This window comes from Pseudomonas sp. 8(2025) (genome assembly GCF_052665325.1).
Genome location: NZ_JBQOIE010000005.1, coordinates 110,678 through 128,131, shown reverse-complemented (window position 1 = coordinate 128,131; position 17,454 = coordinate 110,678). Strand labels below are relative to the sequence as shown.

The following is a 17,454-nucleotide window of genomic DNA, read 5'->3' as shown; positions in this document are numbered from 1 at the left end:
GCCGGGTGGGCATGCCGTGCCCTGGCGGGCACGGCAGAGGACGCTCAGAGCGTGGAGAGGAAGGTGCTGTTGCTGGCCTGCCACTCGCTGATGTCGACGCGGATGCGCTTCTTGTCGAGCTTGCCAACGCTGGTCTTGGGAATTTCAGTAACAAGGGCGATCTGACTGGGAATCGCCCACTTGCTCAGGTGGCCCAGCTCGACGAAGGGCTTGAGGTGTTCCTTGAGCTCGCGGGCGCCAATCTCATGGCCCTCGCGGATGACCAGCAGGGCGAATGGGCGTTCGCCCCACTGCGGATCGGCAATGCCCACCACTGCTACTTCACGTACCGCCACGTGGCGGCTGATGAGGTCCTCCAGGTCCAGGGAGGAGATCCACTCGCCACCGGTCTTGATCACGTCCTTGATCCGGTCGCGGATGTCGATCACCCCCATGCTGTCCAGGGTTGCCACGTCACCGGTATGTAGCCAGCCGCCTTCCCAGAGCTCGGCGCCTTTTTGCGGCTCGTTGAAATAACCTTCGCTCAGCCAGGGCGCCCGCAGCACCAGCTCGCCCTGGGCCTCACCGTCCGCCGGGAGGAAGTTGCCTTCGGCATCGATGATCGCCGCCTCCACCAGCGGCCCCGGTACTCCGGCCTTGATGCGGTAGGTGGTGCGCTCGTCCTCGCTGCCCGCCATCAGTTCATCGTTCAGGTGTGCACAGGACACCAGCGGTCCGGTTTCCGACATGCCGTAGGCAGCCGTCAGCTGGATGCCCTTGGCCTTGGCCGCCTCGTACAGCGCGCGGTTCAGCGCACTGCCGCCGATGACGATCTTCCAGCCGCCGAAATCGGTACCCTGGGCCGCCTTGGCATTGAGCACCATCTGCAGGATGGTCGGCACGCAGTGAGAGAAGGTGACCTTCTCCCGGCGCCACAGCTCCACCAGGTACTCCGGGTCGTAGCGCCCGGGATAGACCTGCTTGAGCCCGAGCATGGTGGCCACGTACGGCAAGCCCCAGGCGTGCACGTGGAACATCGGGGTGATGGGCATGTACACATCGTTGGTGCCCAGCAGGCGTACGCTGTCGATGGCCCCCATGATGGTGGACACCCCCAGGGTGTGCAGCACCAGCTGGCGGTGGGTGAAGTACACGCCCTTGGGGTTGCCGGTGGTGCCGGTGGTGTAGAAGGTGGTGGCCACCGAGTTCTCGTCGAAATCCTCGAACGCGTACTGAGGGCTGGCGGCGGCGAGCAAGGTCTCGTACTCGCCCACCAGGTTCGGCAGCTCGGCAGTTTTCTCCGGGGCATCGGTGAGCAGCAGGGTTTTCTCCACCGTGGTCAGGTGCCCGGCAATCGCCTGGTACAGGCCGACGAACTCGCTGTTGACCAGCACGAAGCGGTCCTCGGCATGGTTCATGGTGTAGAGAATCTGCTCCGGCGACAGACGCACGTTGATGGTGTGGATCACCGCACCGATCATCGGGATGGCAAACATGCACTCCAGGTAGCGATGGCTGTCCCAGTCCATGACCGCCACGGTGTCCCCCGCCCTGACCCCGGCCGCGGTCAGCACATTGGCCAGGCGCGCCACCCGCTCGATCAGGGTCGGATAGGTGTAGCGCAACTGGTCACGGTAGATGATCTCGCGGGTTTTTTCGTAGCGGGTGCCGGACATCAGCAAGCGCTTGATCAGAAGTGGGTATTGGTAGGCGCCTTCGGCGGGAGGAATAACGCGAGTCTGCAACATAAGAATCCCTTTTCTGACGGCTCGGTCGTGACTGGAGGATAACCACTCTAGAGCTCCTGCGCGCCCGCTAAATCAGCCAAAGGAATGATTTGCAGGGCCGTACAAATACTAGCTTCAGGCCAGTATTGTTACGGCCCTGCACGACCTCAGGCGCTTTGCCCCACTGCCGCTTCCGCGGGGGTGCGGGGAAAGGCCAGCGCCGCGGCAAACGTCAGCGCCGCGACCCCCGCCAGGACCAGGTACAGGCCGCTCAGGCCCTCACGCGGTTCCACCAGAGCAATCAGCGGAATCGCCGTGGCACTGGCACCGAACGACAGGCAGTAACGCAAGGCGAAGACTCGCGACTGCCACTGGGGCGCAACGAAGTTCGCGACCATGGCATCGTTCACCGTGACCTGGCCAAACACCACGAACATGAAGGCCGCACCCAGGACGATCACGCCCCAACCCTGGCTGTCGGCCATCGCCAGCAGCAACGGGGCCTGGAGCAGAGTCAAAATGATGAACGGCCACTTCAGGCTGAAGCGGTGCAATACCCGGCCGATCAACAACTGCGCCACTGCGCCGAAGGCATAGGCCAGGCTGACCACCACCCCCAGGGTCTGCGGCGAGGTGAACAATTCATGCAGGCGTTCCTGGAACAGCTTCGGGTAAGTCATGGTGGTGGCGTTGAAGACCACCCCGCCAGTGGCTGTGGCCAGGGCCAGCACGCCGAACACCAGGAGCATGGAGATCTGCTGCCCGCCCTTGCCCTTGAGCGACACATGGGCGCGTGCGGGGGCAGGCTCGTCACGCACCTGCAAGGCAAAGCCGACACCCAGAAGGATGGCCACGCCCCCTGGCAGGATGAACGCCGAGCGCCAGCCGAACTGCGCCACCAGCAAGCCGGTAATCAAGGCCGAGAAGGCCACGCCGAGGTTGCCCCACATACCGTTGATGCCGATCTCGCGCCCGCGATTCTGCGCATAGGCCACCAGCATCGCGGTGCCCACCGGATGATAGATAGCGGCGAATATTCCCATCAGGGTCAGCCCGATCACCAGCATGCTCGGGCTATTACTGAGCCCGGTGAGGATCGAAGCGCCACCGATGCCGAAAAAGAACAGCAGCATCATCTGCCGCCGACTCCAGTGATCCCCCAGCCAACCGGCCGGTAGCGAACAGGCGCCAAAGGCGATGAAACCGCCCAGGGACAGACCGATCAGCCCGGCATAGTCCAGGCCAAAGGCCTGGGTCATGCCCAGCACGGCAGCGGGAAAGATCAGCATGAACATGTGATCGATGACATGGGCGGCGTTGACGTAGCGGATGACGTTTCGGGCTTGATTCATGGCGACACACCGGGGGTTGGTTGTTGTACCGCCTATGCTAATTTGGCAATCCACCGCATTTCTGACAACAAAGTCATTGGACCGGACATGTTAATCGACCACTTCCACCATGGGCCGGTCAGCGCCTATCCCCGGGACTACCCCGACGCCGCGCATCAACCATTGCACCGCCATCGCGAGGCGCAGTTTCTCTACGCCGCCTGCGGCACCATGCGCCTGGTCACCGCCCAGGGCGCCTGGGTGATCCCACCGAGCCGGGCGGTGTGGATCCCGCCCCTGGTGGAGCATGAAATCTTCATGGTCGGCGAGGTGCGCATGCGCTCTCTGTTCATCGACCCGGAGCTGTCAGCGCCCGCATTGCGCCAATGCTGCGTCCTGGCGGTCACACCGCTGCTGCGGGAGTTGATCCTGCGTGCCGTGCAAGGTCCGGAACAAGCGGAAAACCCCTTGATCCAGCAATTGATGCTGGAAGAAATCGCCGCCCTGGAAAACCTTCCGCTGCACATTCCCATGCCCCAGGACCGGCGCTTGCAAGCCATCTGCCGGACCTTGATACAGACCCCGGATCACCCCCACACCCTGGAAGACTGGGCGCAGCAGGTCGGCGCCAGTTCACGAACCCTGGCGCGGCTGTTCCAGCAGCAGGTGCAGATGAATTTCAATGCCTGGCGCCAGCAGGTGCGCCTGATGGAAGCCCTGCCACGCCTGCTCGCCGGGGAAAGCGTGCACAGCGTGGCCGACTCGCTGGGATACGGCAGCGCCCGGGCCTTCAGCGCGATGTTCTGCCGTTTGCTCGGGGATACGCCACGGCATTACGTGGCGGCCCTGAATCAGCTCAGCGCAATCAATGCATCTCGGTGAAGGCCAGCTTCACGCCGATGGCGATCAGTACTGCGCCCATGGTGCGGTCGAACCAGTGGCCCATGCGGGCAAAGCCGGCACGAACCCGCTGCTGGCTGAAGAGCATGGCCACCAGGCAGAACCAGACAGCGGTGGCCACCGCCAGATACACGCCATACCCGGCCTGGATCGCCAGCGGCGTATGCGGGTTGATCACCACGGTGAACAGCGAGAGAAAGAACAGCGTCGCCTTGGGGTTCAGGCCATTGGTGACAAAGCCTGAAGTGAAGGCCCCACGCGCAGTGCGGACCCCGGCTTCCTTGTGCAGGTCGTCGGCCGCCGGTTTGGCCGGCTGGGCACGCAGGGCCTTGTAGCCGATGTACAGCAGGTAGGCCGCAGCCAGCCACTTCAGTGCGTTGAACAGAACGATGGACTGGGAAACGATCAGGCCGATCCCCAGCAGCGAGTAACCCACGTGCAGGAAGATTGCGCAGCCCACGCCCAGCGCGGTCCAGGTGCCGGCTCGACGGCCGTGGGTCACGCTTTCACGCACCACCACGGCGAAGTCCGGGCCGGGGCTGGCCACTGCCAGAAGATGGATGAGGGCAACGGTCAAGAACTCGGTGAAGTACATGCAGGCTCCTGTGTATGTCTAATTATTTCATCTGTTAGGCTCGGCAGATTACGCCTTAGAACCCTCGTGCAAAAGGTACAGTTCATGTCTAACAATCGCCGCGCCGTCTTCCTCGATCACAGCTCACTGGACCTCGGTGACCTGGACCTGGGTGCGCTGCATGACAGCTTCAGCCCTCTGCAAGTACATGCCCACACAGCGCCGGAACAGGTCGCCGAACGCCTGCAGGGAGCCCGGGTGGCCATCAGCAACAAGGTGGCACTGACAGCCGAAACCCTGGCCGCCTGCCCCGAACTGCAACTGATCCTGGTGGCCGCCACCGGCACCAACAATGTCGACCTGGCCGCAGCCCGCAAGCAGGGGATCACCGTCAGCAACTGCCAGGGCTACGGCACTCCCTCGGTGGCCCAGCACACCCTGATGCTGCTGCTCAACCTGGCCACCCGGGTCGCCGATTACCAGCAGGCCGTGGCTGCCGGGCGCTGGCAACAGGCCAGTCAGTTCTGCCTGCTGGACTACCCGATCATCGAACTGTCGGGCAAGACCCTGGGCCTGCTGGGCAATGGCGAACTGGGCAGCGCGGTGGCCCGCCTGGCCGAAGCCTTTGGCATGCGTGTGCTGCTGGGGCAGATTCCAGGCCGCCCGACCCGCCCGGACCGCCTGCCACTGGAGGCACTGCTGCCGCAAGTGGACGCCCTGACCCTGCACTGCCCCCTCAACGAGCACACCCGCCACTTTATCGGTGCCCGGGAACTGGCCCTGCTCAAGCCCGGAGCCCTGGTGGTCAACACCGCCCGCGGCGGGCTGATCGATGAACAGGCCCTGGCCGATGCATTGCGCAATGGTCACCTGGGTGGTGCGGCCACCGATGTGCTCAGCGTCGAACCCCCGGTGGCTGGCAACCCCCTGCTGGCCGGCGACATTCCGCGCCTGATCGTCACTCCACACATCGCCTGGGGCAGCCGCGAGGCCCGCCAGCGAATCGTCGGTCAATTGACGCAAAACGCCCACGCCTTCTTCAGCGGCGCCCCGCTGCGGGTCGTGAGTTGATAAACTTCGCCACTTTTTTCGGGGGCGGATCATGGACACACGCAGTGAAGTACTGTTGCGTCAGGCTGAATTGTTTCAAGGCTCACTGCTGCTGGCCGGCCTGGCCGCCGACGATCTGCTGGGCCGCCTGCCCAATGCCCGGGGCTGGAGCTGGCACGCCGGCGACCAGGCAGCCCTGGAGGCGCGCTTTCCCGGCCGCAGTCACTTTGGCGTAGACGCACCGGCCCAATCCTTCGACAGCGCCGTGCTGTTCCTGCCCAAATCCAAGGACCTCACCGACTACCTGCTCAACGCCCTGGCCTCGCGCCTGGCCGGGCGCGAACTGTACCTGGTGGGCGAGAAGCGCAGCGGCGTGGAGAGTGCGGCCAAGCAACTCAACCCCTTCGGCAAGCCGCGCAAGCTCGATAGCGCCCGGCACTGCCAGCTGTGGCAGGTCACGGTGGCCAATGCTCCCGAACCGCTCACCCTGCAGAGCCTGGCCCAGGAGTACGAGCTGCCGCTGGCCGAAGGCCCGCTGAAAGTCATCAGCCTGCCGGGGGTGTTCAGCCATGGCCGGCTGGATCGCGGCACTGCGCTGCTGCTGGAGCACCTGGACCACCTGCCCGCCGGCCACCTGCTGGACTTCGGCTGCGGTGCCGGAGTGCTCGGGGCCACAGTGAAACGCCGCTACCCGGACAGCCGCGTGACCCTGCTGGATGTGGACGCCTTCGCCGCCGCCAGCAGCCGCCTGACCCTGGCGGCCAACGGCCTGGAAGCCGAGGTGCTGACCGGTGACGGAATCGACGCCGCGCCCATGGGGCTGAACGGCATCCTGACCAATCCGCCCTTCCATACCGGGGTCCATACCGACTACCAGGCAACGGAAAACCTGCTGCGAAAAGCAGCCAAACATCTGCAAAAAGGTGGAGAACTGCGAGTAGTTGCCAACAGCTTCCTGCGCTACCAGCCGCTGATCGAAGAGCACCTGGGGCCCTGTGCGATCAAGGCCGAAGGCCAGGGCTTTCGCATTTATCGGGCCAAGCGCGGCTGAAATCCTTTTTCGCAAACAAGGCTTGCCGAAAGGGTTTTGCCTAGGCAGAATCCGCTCCGTCCTAGGGGAGTAGTCTCCCACGAGCGCCACGCTCGTCCGGCATGCGTCAACATACTTGGTCAACAGACCATGGCGCATGCGACCCAAGAGTCCGCACAGACGGACCGCAGGGTTTGACAAGACCTATGACACGCACACCTTACCCGGGGCGGGAAGGCTGTACGTGTCATAGCCGTGTCGACCCGCCCCTTAGGAAAACCCTGATGATGCTGGATTCTCTCCTCGTTCCCACCGCAATCGTTGCCTTGGCCGAAATCGGCGACAAGACGCAACTGCTTGCCCTGATTCTCGCCGCACGTTTTCGCAAACCCTGGCCGATCATCGCCGGCATCGTTGCCGCGACCCTGGCCAACCATGCGGCGGCCGGTGCGGTAGGCGCCTGGTTCGGCAGCTTCTTCTCGGACTCGACCCTGCACTGGATCCTCGCCGCCAGCTTCACCGCCACCGCGCTGTGGACCCTGGTTCCGGACAAGATGGACGACGACGAAGCCAATACTGCACGCAAGTTCGGCCCATTCCTGACCACCCTGATCGCCTTCTTCCTGGCAGAAATCGGTGACAAGACCCAGGTCGCCACCGTCATGCTGGCGGCGCAGTACCCGGATCTGTGGCTGGTGATCATCGGTACCACCCTGGGCATGCTGATTGCCAACGTACCGGTGGTCCTGGCAGGCAACTTCGCCGCAGACAAGCTGCCCCTGACCCTGATCCGTCGCCTGGCGGCGTCGGCCTTCTTCATCCTCGCCGTGGTGGCGGTGTACAAGGCCATGCAGATCAGCGGCTGGGTATAAACGAAATCGCCGGCAAGCTGGCCCCTACACAACCCGTAGGAGCCGGCTTGCCGGCGATAGCGTCATCGACAATGACGCGAAGGGATCAGGACTTCTTGGCGGCCTGATACAGCGGCATCACCTTGGGAATCGCCGCCTGCAAGGAAGCGATACGGCTGGTGGAAGCCGGGTGAGTGCTCATGAACTCGGGCGGCGCGGAGCCACCGGCAGCCTGGCCCATCTTGTTCCACAGGCTGATGGCCGCATTCGGGTTGTAACCGGCACGGGCGGCCAGTTCCAGGCCGATCAGGTCCGCTTCGTTTTCATTCTCGCGGCTGTTGGGCAGGGTCATCAGCAGGTTCACCCCGTTGTCGCCCAGGGCTACGGTTTCCTGCGGAACGCCGAACAAGGTGGCGATCTGCTTGCCGGCACCGACCGCGTACTGCTTGGACATGGCTTCGCGACCGTGCTCGCGCAGGGCGTGGGCAATTTCATGGCCCATGACCGCGGCGATTTCATCGTCGGTGAGTTTGAGCTTCTCGATCAGCCCGGAGTAGAAAATGATCTTGCCGCCAGGACCGCAGTTGGCGTTGAGCTCGTCGCTCTTGATCAGGTTGACTTCCCATTTCCACTGCGCGCAGTCGGGGCGGAAAGTCGGCGCCTGGGCAATCAGGCGGTTGGCAATGACCTGCAGGCGCTTAGCGTTGGCGCTGGTCTTGTCCAGTACGCCCTGGCTGCTAGCTTCACCCAGAGTCTGCTGATAGGACTGGGCATAGGACTGGTTCACTTCAGCGCTGGAAACCATGCTGAACATGGATTGCTTGCGATCCACACCGACCACGCCACCGCTGGTGGTATTGACCGTTTCACAACCGCTGAGCAGTACTGCGGCACTCAATGCACATACGACCAATGACTTCTTCATCATGAAACCTCCCTGAAAACGTGGCGCGTATCCTAAGGGCGGAAATGTATCCGCGCCAGATGTAAAAACAGCAATCGGTCGCATTTCAGATACATATCTGCCTTGCAGGAGAAAATTCATTCCTCCCGCAAATCCCGCCCGGGTTACCCCCACAGCTTGCCAAGAACGACATCAAGCTCCCTGAAACAGTCATTTTTCCGTGTAAGGCTAATGGCCAGCGCTGCAGCGGCCGATACAGCTCGGCAGACCTAAATTCCTGCGCCCGGAGCCTCTATGAAGTTCAAGTCGATCCAGTTTTCCGTCGCCGCCCTGGCCGGCGCCATCGTTCTCAGCGTGGTTGCAGCCCTGGTGCTGTACGCCCTGTTCTCCGGGGCCAGGACCCAGCAGATGGTGCAAGACCGTACCCAGGCCCAGTTCGAACAGGTCATCGAACAACGCCTGAGCGGCCTGGCGCAGACCCAGGTCAGCCAGATCCAGCGCGAACTGGAAGCGCCCCTGCTGATCGCCGGCGGCCTGGTGCGGGTCAATGCGCTGATGGGCACCCAGGACTCGCAAGGCCATGCCGGGCTGAGCCTGAGCCGTGAACAGCTGATTGCCCTGATCAAGGAAAACGTCACCCAGAACCCGAAGATCCTCGGTGCGTACATTGGCTGGGAACCCGGCGCCATCGACCATGACGACGCTGCCTACATAGGCACCTCGGTGGTGGGTATCGATGCAGCAAACGGCCGCTTCCTGCCCTGGTGGTTCCGCAATGAAGACGGCAGCCTGGGCCTGGACAAACTGGCCGACGTCAATGATCGAACCCTGCTTTCCACCGGCGTGCGCGCCAGCGAGTACTACCTCTGCTCCCAGGACAGCCTAAAGCCTTGCGCCATCGACCCCGCTCCCTACAAGGTCGGCGACAAGGTGGTGATGCTGGCCTCCTTTATTCAGCCGATCCTGCTCAACGGCAAGTTCCAGGGCATCGTGGGTGCCGACCTGTCAGTGAACTTCATCCAGGACATGCTGGTGGGCGCCAACCAGAAGCTCTACGGCGGCGCCGGGCACATGGCCCTGATCGGCGGTAACGGTCGCCTGGTCGCCTATACCAAGGACTCGAGCAAGTTCGGTGAAAAAGTCAGCGACGTGCTCAGCAGTGATGCACTGACCAAGCTGTCCAGCCTCAAGCGCGGCGAAGTGACCTACGACGTCGACCAGGCCAACGGCACCATCAGCCTGTACCTGCCCTTCGGCATCGGCCAGACCGATGCGCACTGGACCCTGATGCTGCAACTGCCGCTGAGCGCGGTGATGGCCGACCTCGACAAACTGCAAGGTGACCTGGCCGAACAACGCAAGGCCGACACCTTCGGCATGGCCATGGTCGGGCTGGTGATTGCCGGCCTCGGCTTGCTGGTGATCTGGCTGGTGGGCCACGGCATTGCCCGGCCGCTGCGGCAGATGGTGGCAATGCTCGACGACATCGCTCAGGGCGAAGGCGACCTGACCCGACGCCTGACCAGCGATCGCGCTGACGAGCTGGGCTCCATCGCCAAAGGCTTCAACACCTTTTTGGCCAAGCTGCAGGCGATGATCAGCCAAGTGGTGACCTCGGTTCAGAGCGTCAGCGATTCTTCGGAACACACCGCAGACATCGCCATTCGCACCAACCAGGGCGTGCACAAGCAAATGGTTGAAATCGATCAGGTAGCCACCGCGGTGCACGAAATGACCGCCACCGCCCAGGACGTCGCGCGCAATGCCACCCAGGCCGCGCAAGCCGCCAGCCACGCCGACCAGGCCGCGAGCCAGGGCATGCAGATCGTGCGCGACACCTCCAGCGCCATCGGCGCCCTGGCCGAGGAAATCGGCCGTGCGGTGGGCGTGGTGCAGACCCTTGCCAAGGACAGCGAGAACATCAACGCCATCCTCATCGCCATTCGCGGGATTGCCGAGCAGACCAACCTGCTGGCGCTCAACGCGGCAATCGAGGCGGCGCGGGCCGGCGAGCAAGGCAGGGGCTTTGCGGTGGTTGCCGACGAGGTGCGCAACCTGGCGCAGAAAACCCAGCAGGCCACCGAAGAAATCCAGTCGATGATCCAGCAACTGCAACAGGGCACCCGGGAAGTGGTACGGGTGATGGAGGACAGCCAGCACAAGACCGACCAGAGTGTGGAACACGCGGCCAAGGCGGCCCAGGCCCTGGAAACCATCACCCAGGCGGTGTCGGTGATCAACGACATGAACACCCAGATCGCCAGCGCCGCCGAGGAGCAGAGCGCGGTGGCCGAGGACATCAACCGCAATGTGATAAATATCGGCCAGGTGGCCAATGAAGTGGCGGGCGGCGCCGATGAGTCCAGTGCGGCCAGCGCCGGGCTGACCAAGCTCGCCGAACAGCAACGACGCCTGATCAACCAGTTCAAAGTCTAATCACGGACCTGCAGGAGCCGGCTTGCCGGCGAAAGCGATCCTGGCTTGGGCAGCAAACCAGGGGGCCTCTTCGCTGGCAAGCCAGCTCCTGCAGTTGATGCTTCAGGCGGGGGTCAGGCACTCGGGGCCGTTGAGCTTGGGGTCATTGACCAGGTTGGCCAGGACCCGCTCGCGCAGGGCTGCCGGCGGGCTGGCCAGCAAGGCTTGCAGGGCATGCAAGGGGGTTTCGGGATCGAGCCAGGCTTGCTGGCCGGCGGCATCGAGGATCAGCGGGCGACGCAGATTGGAAGCCGCCTGGGTTACCACTGCAGTGCTCAGCCAGACCTGCTCCTGCACCGGGTAGGCCTCCCATATCGCGGCAAAAAAGATCGACGAACCTTCCCCCGGCGTCAGCCAGTAGGGGCGCTTGCGGGTGCCGCCGCGCCATTCGTAGAAACCATTGGCCGGCAGCAGGCAGCGCCGCTCGCGAAAGGCCTGGCGAAACATCGGCTGCTCCGCCAGGGTTTCCGCCCGGGCATGGGCGGGCGTCCGGGAAAGGTCCGTGAGCCACGGCGGTGTCAGCCCCCAGCGGGCCCGGGCCAGGGTGCGCTGGCCATTTTCCGCGCGCTGGATCAGCACCGAATCATTGGGCGAGATGTTCCACTGCGCCTTCTGGTCAGCGGGAAATCCCGGCAAGGCGGCAAACGCGGGGTTCCAGCGAAACAGGGCATAACGTCCACACATGGGGCAATACAACTCTCGGCAAATCGGCGCTCAGCCTAACAGACCAGCACCCCGGCAAAATTGTCCGGTTCATCAAAGGGCAACGGCAGGGCCGCATTGTACGCAGCGATCAGCTCTCGCGCCTGTTGCGCCTGGTGGTTTTCCACCGACAGCCCCAGCAGCCCGAACAGCGGCAGCTCCCCTGCCCCGCCCAACAGATCGCGCCCCTGCAGATGGGCCTCGATCCCCTCGCTGGCCAGCATGCACTGGAGCAACTCGCCTTCCAGCAGGTTTTCCGGCTCGTAGATGCGCCGCATAAGGGCCACTCCCCATTCAGTCGTTTTCACTGTGAACGTCGAGCATCCATTCCCGACCGTCGGTTTGCAGGGTGAATACAATGGGCCGGCAGCACACCGGGCAGTCTTCGATATAGGTCTGGTCGCCGCCAGACAGGTCCAGCACCGCCTCTGCCTGTTCGCCACAGTAAGGGCACTGATAATGGTCGGTTTCCAGCATCGCCGTCTCCAGAGTGACTTATGCGTATAATCGCCGGTCTATTTGCAGGGCTTTTTTTGTTTGAGCTGAATTTTCAGACCGTGCCCGGCTTTTTTTCGATCCGAACCTTTTCTTACCCTAGCCGTTTCTAACAAGAGAGCATGATGGGCGAATTCGATGCCATCCGACCTTACCACGACAGCGAAGTACCAGCGGTGCTGGCCCGGCTGCTCGGTGACAAGGCGTTTCTAGATATCCTCACCCACTTTCGCTTCCCGCGTTTTGCCAAGACTTTCGGCTGGCTGCTCAAACCCCTGATCGCTCACCGCCTGCGCCGTGAGTTTGCCGGGGTCACTTCGGTGGCCACCCTGCAGGACAAGGTCGAATTCTACGTCGACCACACCATCGAGCGGGCCACCGACGGCGTGACCTACACCGGCGTCGAGCAGTTCAAGTCGGGCACCGCCTATGTGTTCCTGGCCAACCACCGCGACATCGTCATGGACCCGGCCTTCGTCAACTACGCGGTGTACCACGCCGGCCTGCCGACGCCACGCATCGCCATTGGCGACAACCTGCTGCAGAAGCCGTTTGTCAGCGACCTGATGCGCCTGAACAAGAGTTTCATCGTGCACCGTTCCATCAGCGGTCGCCGGGAAAAGCTCGCGGCCTACCAACTGCTGTCGGCCTATATCAACCATTCGATCCGCAACGACGGCCAGTCGATCTGGATCGCCCAGGCCGAGGGCCGGGCCAAGGATGGCGACGATCGCACCGAATCGGCGATCCTCAAGATGTTCCACATGAGCCGCAAGGACGAGCCGTTCGGCGAGGTCATCCAGTCGTTGAACCTGACGCCGGTGTCCATCAGCTACGAATACGACCCCTGCGACCAGGCCAAGGCCCGCGAGCTGTACATCCGCGCCACCACCGGCACCTATACCAAGGCACCAGGCGAGGATGACGTGAGCATCGCCAAGGGCATCACCGGCTATAAAGGCCGGGTCCACGTGAACTTCGCCGCGCCCATCAGCGAATCCTTCGAGGACACCAAGCAACTGGCCATGGAAATGGACCGGCAGATCCTCGGCGGCTACCGCCTGTTCCCGGTGCACTACCTGGCCTATGCCCAGTGGAGCGATGCCGATCCACAACTGCAGGTGCCAACGGCCGCCGAGGTCTTCCCGGCCCAGGAGCTGGCCAAGGCCGAACAGGAATGGCAGCGCCGGCTGGATGCCTGCCCGGCAGAACACCGGCCGTACCTGGTACTGCAATACGCCAATCCGGTGCGCAACCAGTATCGGGTCAAGGCCGGTCTGGCGCTGTAACGGCCGGACTGGAAAGCACAACGGCGCCTGCGGGCGCCGTTGTCGTTTCTGCAACCTGGGGGTTGATCAGAACCGGGTGCTGATCCAGGACACCAGCAACGCCAGGCCAAGGCAGGCGAAGCCGAAGCGGTAGAAAAACCTATTGATGCGCAAGGTTGCGGGATCCAGCATCAGCAGCGGCTGATCCACCGCCCGTCCCTCGCTCTGCACGGCCAGATTGGCCAGGGCCCGCAGTTCACGACGGCGGGTGGCGTGCAGCAGCCAGCTGCCTGGGCAGGCGAACAGCAGGGCAAGCAGGTTGATCAGTTTGGCGGGATGGGCGTTGAACATCGACCAGATCAGTTGCAGCGACATCATGAACCTCGGAGGAAAGCCGTATACGGGCCGTCGAGTGCACCCGCGGCGCGGATTCTACTCAATCCCCGACAAAACGCGGGGGGCTTTCCGACCAGTAACGAGACGCCGGTCCATTAATTTAAAGCGTCATCTTTTCGTCATCTAAACAAGCCAGTCTGTCGCCCCTCGAAACCCACGGAGCTTGTCATGCTGCACGCCGAAAACCAGGACCGCCTTTACCTGATCGCCCCCAGTGAAGAACAGCAGGCGCTGGTGGGCGCCCTGGCGTTCAACGTGCAGGACCGGCACTGGCTGGTGTATTGCGCCCTGGGCGGGCACCAGCACGCGGACCTGCCGGAAACAGACCTGCTGACGGGCGTCAGTATGCTGGACTTCTACGTCGAGGCGGCCTGATCCGCGCCCATAAAAAAGCCCGGCGCGCCATCAGGCAGCCGGGCTTTTTCGTTGCTTGGCCAGGGCTCAAACCCCGGCCAGGCGCGGGTTACTCGCCGAGGATCTGGCCCACGGTCGGATCCTTGAACAGGCGGGTCAGGGCATCGCTGAGCACATCACCCACCAGCTTGGTATTGGTGTCCTGGTTCGGCGCCATGCCGAAACGCTGGTCCAGGGAAGCACCGTAACGGCCGCTGTAACGACGGTTGGCGTTCTGCACATCCGAGCGGAAGGTGGCACCGATGGTGGCCTCGGTCACGTACAGGCCTTCTTTAGGCGACTGGTACTTGAGCTCGGCCAGGGTCACGGTCAACTGAGGGGCGTTGGCGCCACCGGCGGTCGGGGTAAAGCCCAGCAGGCGCACTGCGGCTTCGGCCTGGGCCTGCAGCTTGGGCAGGATCTGCGCGCTCTGCACGGTGATGGCACTGGTTTCCGGGTACAGGCCGCCACGGGTGCCCAGGGTCGGCGAAGGACGTCCATCAACCACTTTCACCACCACCGGCTGGCCATGGCCGACAGGCGCCAGCTGGGCAGTGAGCTTGGGCTCCGGGCTGAGTTGTTGCGGGCTGTGGGCGCAACCCACCAGCGACAGGCTGGTCACAGTGATCAAACCGAACAACAGGCGTTGCAACATGCTCATCTCTCCAGGAATCAGGCACAAACAGGCCCGCAGTATAGCGGTGCACAAGGACGGCAAACCAGCGCCAGGCATGACTTAGTCAAGACTCAGACAGGTCCCGTACAACCGGGTTCCTGTAACCTGCCGTTCACTGGCAATACATCATGATGTAACGGCTCAAGGGCATTCTTATCGTCAATGACACACTCAGGTACCTGGTCATGAACTTCCTCCGCTCCCTGTTCGCCCCCCGTCAACAGTTTCGCAGCTTCGCCCTGCTGGACAGCCAGGGACGTTGCCAGGCCTTCAAGCACTGCCTGCTGGCCCCGGTAGGCGATGGCTGGGTGGAAATCCAGGAAATTCGCCTGAACTGGTTGCACCAGGCGCTGCCCGCCAGCGCCCGGGTCAGCCCGCGCTGCGCTCGCTCCCGGGTGCAACCGATACTGGCCACCTGACCAAAAGCCTAATAAAAGTCGCGAAACAGGATCATTTCTGCGCATTTCTTCGTTACAATCTCCCCCCGATTATAAGGACGTCTCCTGATCGGGCCTCGCAGTACCGCCAACGCCACTGCTTTGGCACCCCGCACCGCCCACAGAGAGCCGCCCACACAGTTCGAGTGAAGCTGGCGTGCTTGCTGTTCACCTTGCAAACCTCCACTTTTCGCGAAACTGCAGAGCTGCCGTTGCTCGGCCACTTAAAGCTGTTTGCCCGTCGTGCCCGCATCCTTTGCCGGCATCACCGCGCGGGCCAGGTGCCAGGCTGAGGCAGCCCTTTTTTGAGGTTCACGTCTTCAAAAGAGCGTGAAAAAACGGGTTTTCACAACTTCACAAGAGTGTGGCGAGCAAATGAATAGTTTTGCGTCTGAACTGGCACCATTGGCCTCTACAACAGCCCGATTACACAGGACCGAGCACTCCTCAAGAACTGGTGCTTGAAGCCTGTCCGCTGACGGATTTGGTTGCACGAGCGGATGTATCGACCATAAGTCGAATTGCCCGAGGCTCCCCGAGATGCGTTCATACGCACCTTGAGGCCCGGTTGGCAGCGTCCGTGGTAGTTGCAAAAAATTGCGAAGATTCGGACATGGCGATCCTGGCCATGGGTAACCTGGGGCATTACGTGAACCGCCCCGTCACTCCTGGCAGCCATGCCGTCAATTTGGTGCTGCAGATTTTGGAGACGCGTTAATGGCGCATAACGAAGCAGTAGACGTCGTATTGGTCGGGGCCGGCATCATGAGTGCCACCCTTGCTGTACTGCTCAAAGAGCTCGACCCCGCGATCAAGCTGGAAGTCGTCGAGCTGATGGATTCGGGTGCCGCGGAAAGTTCCAACCCGTGGAACAACGCCGGTACCGGCCATGCCGGCCTCTGTGAGCTGAACTACACGCCACAGGCCGCCGATGGCAGCATCGACATCAAGAAAGCCGTGCACATCAACACCCAGTTCGAGGTGTCGAAGCAGTTCTGGTCCTACCTGACCAAGAAAGGCACCTTCGGCTCGTCCAAGTCCTTCATCAGCCCCGTGCCGCACCTGAGCTTCGTACAGGGTGAAAAAGGCGTTTCCTTCCTCAAGAAGCGCTTTGAAGTACTGAGCCAGCACCATGCCTTCGCGGACATGGAATACACCGAAGACAAGGCCAAGATGGCCGAGTGGATGCCGCTGATGATGCCGGGCCGCCCAGCGGACGAAACCATCGCCGCCACTCGCGTGCTCAACGGTACCGACGTCAACTTCGGCGCCCTGACCAACCAGTTGCTCAAGCACCTGACCAGCGCTCCCGATGCCCAGGTCAAGTACTGCAAGCGTGTCACTGGCCTCAAGCGCAACAAGGCCAACGGCTGGACCGTGAGCATCAAGGACGTCAACAGCGGCAGTACCCGCGAAGTCGACGCCAAGTTCGTGTTCCTCGGCGCCGGTGGCGCGGCCCTGCCCCTGCTGCAGGCCTCGGGCATCGAGGAAAGCAAGGGCTTCGGCGGTTTCCCGGTGAGCGGCCAGTGGCTGCGTTGCGACAACCCGGAAGTGGTCAAGCAGCACCAGGCCAAGGTCTACAGCCAGGCGGCCGTGGGCTCGCCACCGATGTCCGTGCCGCACCTGGACACCCGCGTGGTCGAAGGCAAGAAGTCCCTGCTGTTCGGGCCTTATGCCGGCTTTACCACCAAGTTCCTCAAGCACGGCTCGTTCCTCGACCTGCCGATGTCGGTACGCGCCGGCAACATCGGCCCGATGCTGGCCGTGGCCCGGGACAACATGGACCTGACCAAGTACCTGGTCAGCGAAGTCATGCAGTCCATGGAACAGCGCCTGGAATCCCTGCGCCGCTTCTACCCCGAGGCCAAGGCCGAGGACTGGCGCCTGGAGGTGGCCGGCCAGCGGGTGCAGATCATCAAGAAGGATCCGAAGAAAGGCGGCATCCTGCAGTTCGGTACCGAACTGGTGGCCGCCAAGGACGGCTCTCTGGCCGCCCTGCTCGGCGCCTCGCCAGGTGCCTCGGTGACCGTTTCGATCATGCTGGAGCTGATCGAGCGATGCTTCCCGGCCAAGGCCAGCGGTGAATGGGCTGCCAAGCTCAAGGAAATCTTCCCGGCACGGGAAAAGGTCCTGGAAACCGACGCAACGCTGTACCACCAGATCAACAGCGAAAACAACCTGAGCCTGGAGCTGGTCGAGCCAAGCAAGGAAACCGAAAGCTGCATCTGATCCGCGCTGAATGAAAAACGCCCCGTCCTTCGCAGGA

Annotated in this window: 18 protein-coding genes, 1 pseudogene and 1 riboswitch; of the genes and pseudogenes, 10 read left to right on the top strand and 9 right to left on the bottom strand. The window is 62.8% G+C overall.

Going from position 1 to position 17,454, the window contains the following annotated elements; genetic code table 11:
• Positions 1-44 precede the first annotated feature (44 nt).
• Both ACUXVH_RS12210 and ACUXVH_RS12205 read right to left on the bottom strand, forming a co-directional pair.
• Positions 45-1,727 (bottom strand): fatty acid--CoA ligase, encoded by a 1,683-nt coding sequence (locus tag ACUXVH_RS12210; protein WP_065365208.1) that lies wholly within the window; start codon positions 1,725-1,727, stop codon positions 45-47.
• Between the two features lie 146 nt (positions 1,728-1,873).
• A complete protein-coding gene (locus ACUXVH_RS12205) occupies positions 1,874-3,058 on the bottom strand; it encodes an MFS transporter (protein WP_065365207.1) in 1,185 nt (394 codons plus the stop codon).
• Between the two features lie 87 nt (positions 3,059-3,145).
• On the opposite strand from ACUXVH_RS12205, the gene ACUXVH_RS12200 reads away from it, so the two are divergent.
• A complete protein-coding gene (locus ACUXVH_RS12200; RefSeq protein WP_041119820.1) occupies positions 3,146-3,919 on the top strand; it encodes an AraC family transcriptional regulator in 774 nt (257 codons plus the stop codon).
• On the opposite strand, the gene ACUXVH_RS12195 is transcribed toward ACUXVH_RS12200, so the two are convergent.
• Positions 3,903-4,532: a LysE family translocator gene (locus ACUXVH_RS12195; protein ID WP_011063367.1), complete on the bottom strand. Its 630-nt coding sequence runs from the start codon at positions 4,530-4,532 to the stop codon at positions 3,903-3,905. The two genes, ACUXVH_RS12200 and ACUXVH_RS12195, sit on opposite strands and share 17 nt — an antisense overlap.
• Positions 4,533-4,616: 84 nt before the next feature.
• Between ACUXVH_RS12195 and ACUXVH_RS12190 the strand changes: the two genes are divergently transcribed.
• The 3 genes from ACUXVH_RS12190 to ACUXVH_RS12180 all read left to right on the top strand — a co-directional run bounded on the left by ACUXVH_RS12190 (position 4,617) and on the right by ACUXVH_RS12180 (position 7,463).
• Positions 4,617-5,582, top strand: a complete 966-nt coding sequence (locus tag ACUXVH_RS12190; protein WP_065365206.1) for a 2-hydroxyacid dehydrogenase — start codon at positions 4,617-4,619, stop codon at positions 5,580-5,582.
• 31 nt (positions 5,583-5,613) lie between these two features.
• Positions 5,614-6,612 carry a class I SAM-dependent methyltransferase gene (locus tag ACUXVH_RS12185; RefSeq protein WP_011063369.1) on the top strand — a complete coding sequence of 333 codons (999 nt, stop codon included), beginning with the start codon at positions 5,614-5,616 and terminating at the stop codon, positions 6,610-6,612.
• A 51-nt stretch (positions 6,613-6,663) separates the two neighbouring features.
• Positions 6,664-6,787: riboswitch (yybP-ykoY riboswitch) on the top strand.
• A 91-nt stretch (positions 6,788-6,878) separates the two neighbouring features.
• On the top strand, positions 6,879-7,463 hold the full coding sequence (locus ACUXVH_RS12180) for a TMEM165/GDT1 family protein (protein ID WP_011063370.1): 585 nt from the start codon (positions 6,879-6,881) through the stop codon (positions 7,461-7,463).
• Positions 7,464-7,548: 85 nt separating this feature from the next.
• Here ACUXVH_RS12180 and ACUXVH_RS12175 read toward each other — a convergent pair whose 3' ends face one another.
• A complete protein-coding gene (locus ACUXVH_RS12175) occupies positions 7,549-8,367 on the bottom strand; it encodes a M48 family metallopeptidase (RefSeq protein WP_011063371.1) in 819 nt (272 codons plus the stop codon).
• A 273-nt stretch (positions 8,368-8,640) separates the two neighbouring features.
• On the opposite strand from ACUXVH_RS12175, the pseudogene ACUXVH_RS12170 reads away from it, so the two are divergent.
• Together ACUXVH_RS12170 and ACUXVH_RS12165 are read left to right on the top strand one after the other, a co-directional pair.
• Positions 8,641-9,927, top strand: a pseudogene (locus ACUXVH_RS12170) (HAMP domain-containing protein); the annotation flags it as partial.
• Positions 9,928-9,939: 12 nt separating this feature from the next.
• Positions 9,940-10,782: a methyl-accepting chemotaxis protein gene (locus tag ACUXVH_RS12165; protein WP_371261320.1), complete on the top strand. Its 843-nt coding sequence runs from the start codon at positions 9,940-9,942 to the stop codon at positions 10,780-10,782.
• A gap of 102 nt (positions 10,783-10,884) precedes the next feature.
• On the opposite strand, the gene ACUXVH_RS12160 is transcribed toward ACUXVH_RS12165, so the two are convergent.
• From ACUXVH_RS12160 to ACUXVH_RS12150, 3 genes are read right to left on the bottom strand one after another with little or no spacing between them, the layout of a single operon-like run.
• A complete protein-coding gene (locus ACUXVH_RS12160; protein ID WP_011063373.1) occupies positions 10,885-11,505 on the bottom strand; it encodes an SOS response-associated peptidase in 621 nt (206 codons plus the stop codon).
• A gap of 35 nt (positions 11,506-11,540) precedes the next feature.
• The gene (locus ACUXVH_RS12155; protein WP_065365204.1) at positions 11,541-11,801 is read right to left on the bottom strand and encodes a putative signal transducing protein; all 261 of its coding nucleotides are present in this window, start codon (positions 11,799-11,801) and stop codon (positions 11,541-11,543) included.
• A 16-nt stretch (positions 11,802-11,817) separates the two neighbouring features.
• A complete protein-coding gene (locus tag ACUXVH_RS12150) occupies positions 11,818-12,000 on the bottom strand; it encodes a CPXCG motif-containing cysteine-rich protein (RefSeq protein ID WP_011063375.1) in 183 nt (60 codons plus the stop codon).
• Between the two features lie 140 nt (positions 12,001-12,140).
• Here ACUXVH_RS12150 and ACUXVH_RS12145 point away from each other — a divergent pair, with 140 nt between their 5' ends.
• Positions 12,141-13,307 (top strand): 1-acyl-sn-glycerol-3-phosphate acyltransferase, encoded by a 1,167-nt coding sequence (locus ACUXVH_RS12145; protein ID WP_015636954.1) that lies wholly within the window; start codon positions 12,141-12,143, stop codon positions 13,305-13,307.
• A 66-nt stretch (positions 13,308-13,373) separates the two neighbouring features.
• Here ACUXVH_RS12145 and ACUXVH_RS12140 read toward each other — a convergent pair whose 3' ends face one another.
• Entirely contained in the window at positions 13,374-13,661 is a 288-nt protein-coding gene (locus ACUXVH_RS12140) for a hypothetical protein (RefSeq protein WP_015636955.1), read from the bottom strand.
• Positions 13,662-13,850: 189 nt separating this feature from the next.
• On the opposite strand from ACUXVH_RS12140, the gene ACUXVH_RS12135 reads away from it, so the two are divergent.
• Positions 13,851-14,057 (top strand): hypothetical protein, encoded by a 207-nt coding sequence (locus ACUXVH_RS12135; protein ID WP_011063378.1) that lies wholly within the window; start codon positions 13,851-13,853, stop codon positions 14,055-14,057.
• A gap of 88 nt (positions 14,058-14,145) precedes the next feature.
• Here the strand turns inward: ACUXVH_RS12135 and ACUXVH_RS12130 are convergent, their stop codons facing one another.
• Complete coding sequence (locus ACUXVH_RS12130; protein ID WP_011063379.1) at positions 14,146-14,730, bottom strand: YajG family lipoprotein; 585 nt, start codon at positions 14,728-14,730, stop codon at positions 14,146-14,148.
• 206 nt (positions 14,731-14,936) lie between these two features.
• On the opposite strand from ACUXVH_RS12130, the gene ACUXVH_RS12125 reads away from it, so the two are divergent.
• Together ACUXVH_RS12125 and mqo are read left to right on the top strand one after the other, a co-directional pair.
• Positions 14,937-15,170, top strand: a complete 234-nt coding sequence (locus ACUXVH_RS12125) for a hypothetical protein (protein WP_019096022.1) — start codon at positions 14,937-14,939, stop codon at positions 15,168-15,170.
• Between the two features lie 735 nt (positions 15,171-15,905).
• Positions 15,906-17,417: a malate dehydrogenase (quinone) gene (mqo, locus tag ACUXVH_RS12120; protein WP_011063381.1), complete on the top strand. Its 1,512-nt coding sequence runs from the start codon at positions 15,906-15,908 to the stop codon at positions 17,415-17,417.
• Positions 17,418-17,454 lie beyond the last annotated feature (37 nt).

Excerpts from the sequence above, each read along its gene's own strand:
- ACUXVH_RS12210 (WP_065365208.1), bottom strand. The coding sequence starts at position 1,727 with ATGTTGCAGACTCGCGTTATTCCTCCCGCCGAAGGCGCCTACCAATAC.
- ACUXVH_RS12205 (WP_065365207.1), bottom strand. The coding sequence starts at position 3,058 with ATGAATCAAGCCCGAAACGTCATCCGCTACGTCAACGCCGCCCATGTC.
- ACUXVH_RS12200 (WP_041119820.1), top strand. The coding sequence starts at position 3,146 with ATGTTAATCGACCACTTCCACCATGGGCCGGTCAGCGCCTATCCCCGG.
- ACUXVH_RS12195 (WP_011063367.1), bottom strand. The coding sequence starts at position 4,532 with ATGTACTTCACCGAGTTCTTGACCGTTGCCCTCATCCATCTTCTGGCA.
- ACUXVH_RS12190 (WP_065365206.1), top strand. The coding sequence starts at position 4,617 with ATGTCTAACAATCGCCGCGCCGTCTTCCTCGATCACAGCTCACTGGAC.
- ACUXVH_RS12185 (WP_011063369.1), top strand. The coding sequence starts at position 5,614 with ATGGACACACGCAGTGAAGTACTGTTGCGTCAGGCTGAATTGTTTCAA.
- ACUXVH_RS12180 (WP_011063370.1), top strand. The coding sequence starts at position 6,879 with ATGCTGGATTCTCTCCTCGTTCCCACCGCAATCGTTGCCTTGGCCGAA.
- ACUXVH_RS12175 (WP_011063371.1), bottom strand. The coding sequence starts at position 8,367 with ATGAAGAAGTCATTGGTCGTATGTGCATTGAGTGCCGCAGTACTGCTC.
- ACUXVH_RS12165 (WP_371261320.1), top strand. The coding sequence starts at position 9,940 with ATGATCAGCCAAGTGGTGACCTCGGTTCAGAGCGTCAGCGATTCTTCG.
- ACUXVH_RS12160 (WP_011063373.1), bottom strand. The coding sequence starts at position 11,505 with ATGTGTGGACGTTATGCCCTGTTTCGCTGGAACCCCGCGTTTGCCGCC.
- ACUXVH_RS12155 (WP_065365204.1), bottom strand. The coding sequence starts at position 11,801 with ATGCGGCGCATCTACGAGCCGGAAAACCTGCTGGAAGGCGAGTTGCTC.
- ACUXVH_RS12150 (WP_011063375.1), bottom strand. The coding sequence starts at position 12,000 with ATGCTGGAAACCGACCATTATCAGTGCCCTTACTGTGGCGAACAGGCA.
- ACUXVH_RS12145 (WP_015636954.1), top strand. The coding sequence starts at position 12,141 with ATGATGGGCGAATTCGATGCCATCCGACCTTACCACGACAGCGAAGTA.
- ACUXVH_RS12140 (WP_015636955.1), bottom strand. The coding sequence starts at position 13,661 with ATGTCGCTGCAACTGATCTGGTCGATGTTCAACGCCCATCCCGCCAAA.
- ACUXVH_RS12135 (WP_011063378.1), top strand. The coding sequence starts at position 13,851 with ATGCTGCACGCCGAAAACCAGGACCGCCTTTACCTGATCGCCCCCAGT.
- ACUXVH_RS12130 (WP_011063379.1), bottom strand. The coding sequence starts at position 14,730 with ATGTTGCAACGCCTGTTGTTCGGTTTGATCACTGTGACCAGCCTGTCG.
- ACUXVH_RS12125 (WP_019096022.1), top strand. The coding sequence starts at position 14,937 with ATGAACTTCCTCCGCTCCCTGTTCGCCCCCCGTCAACAGTTTCGCAGC.
- mqo (WP_011063381.1), top strand. The coding sequence starts at position 15,906 with ATGGCGCATAACGAAGCAGTAGACGTCGTATTGGTCGGGGCCGGCATC.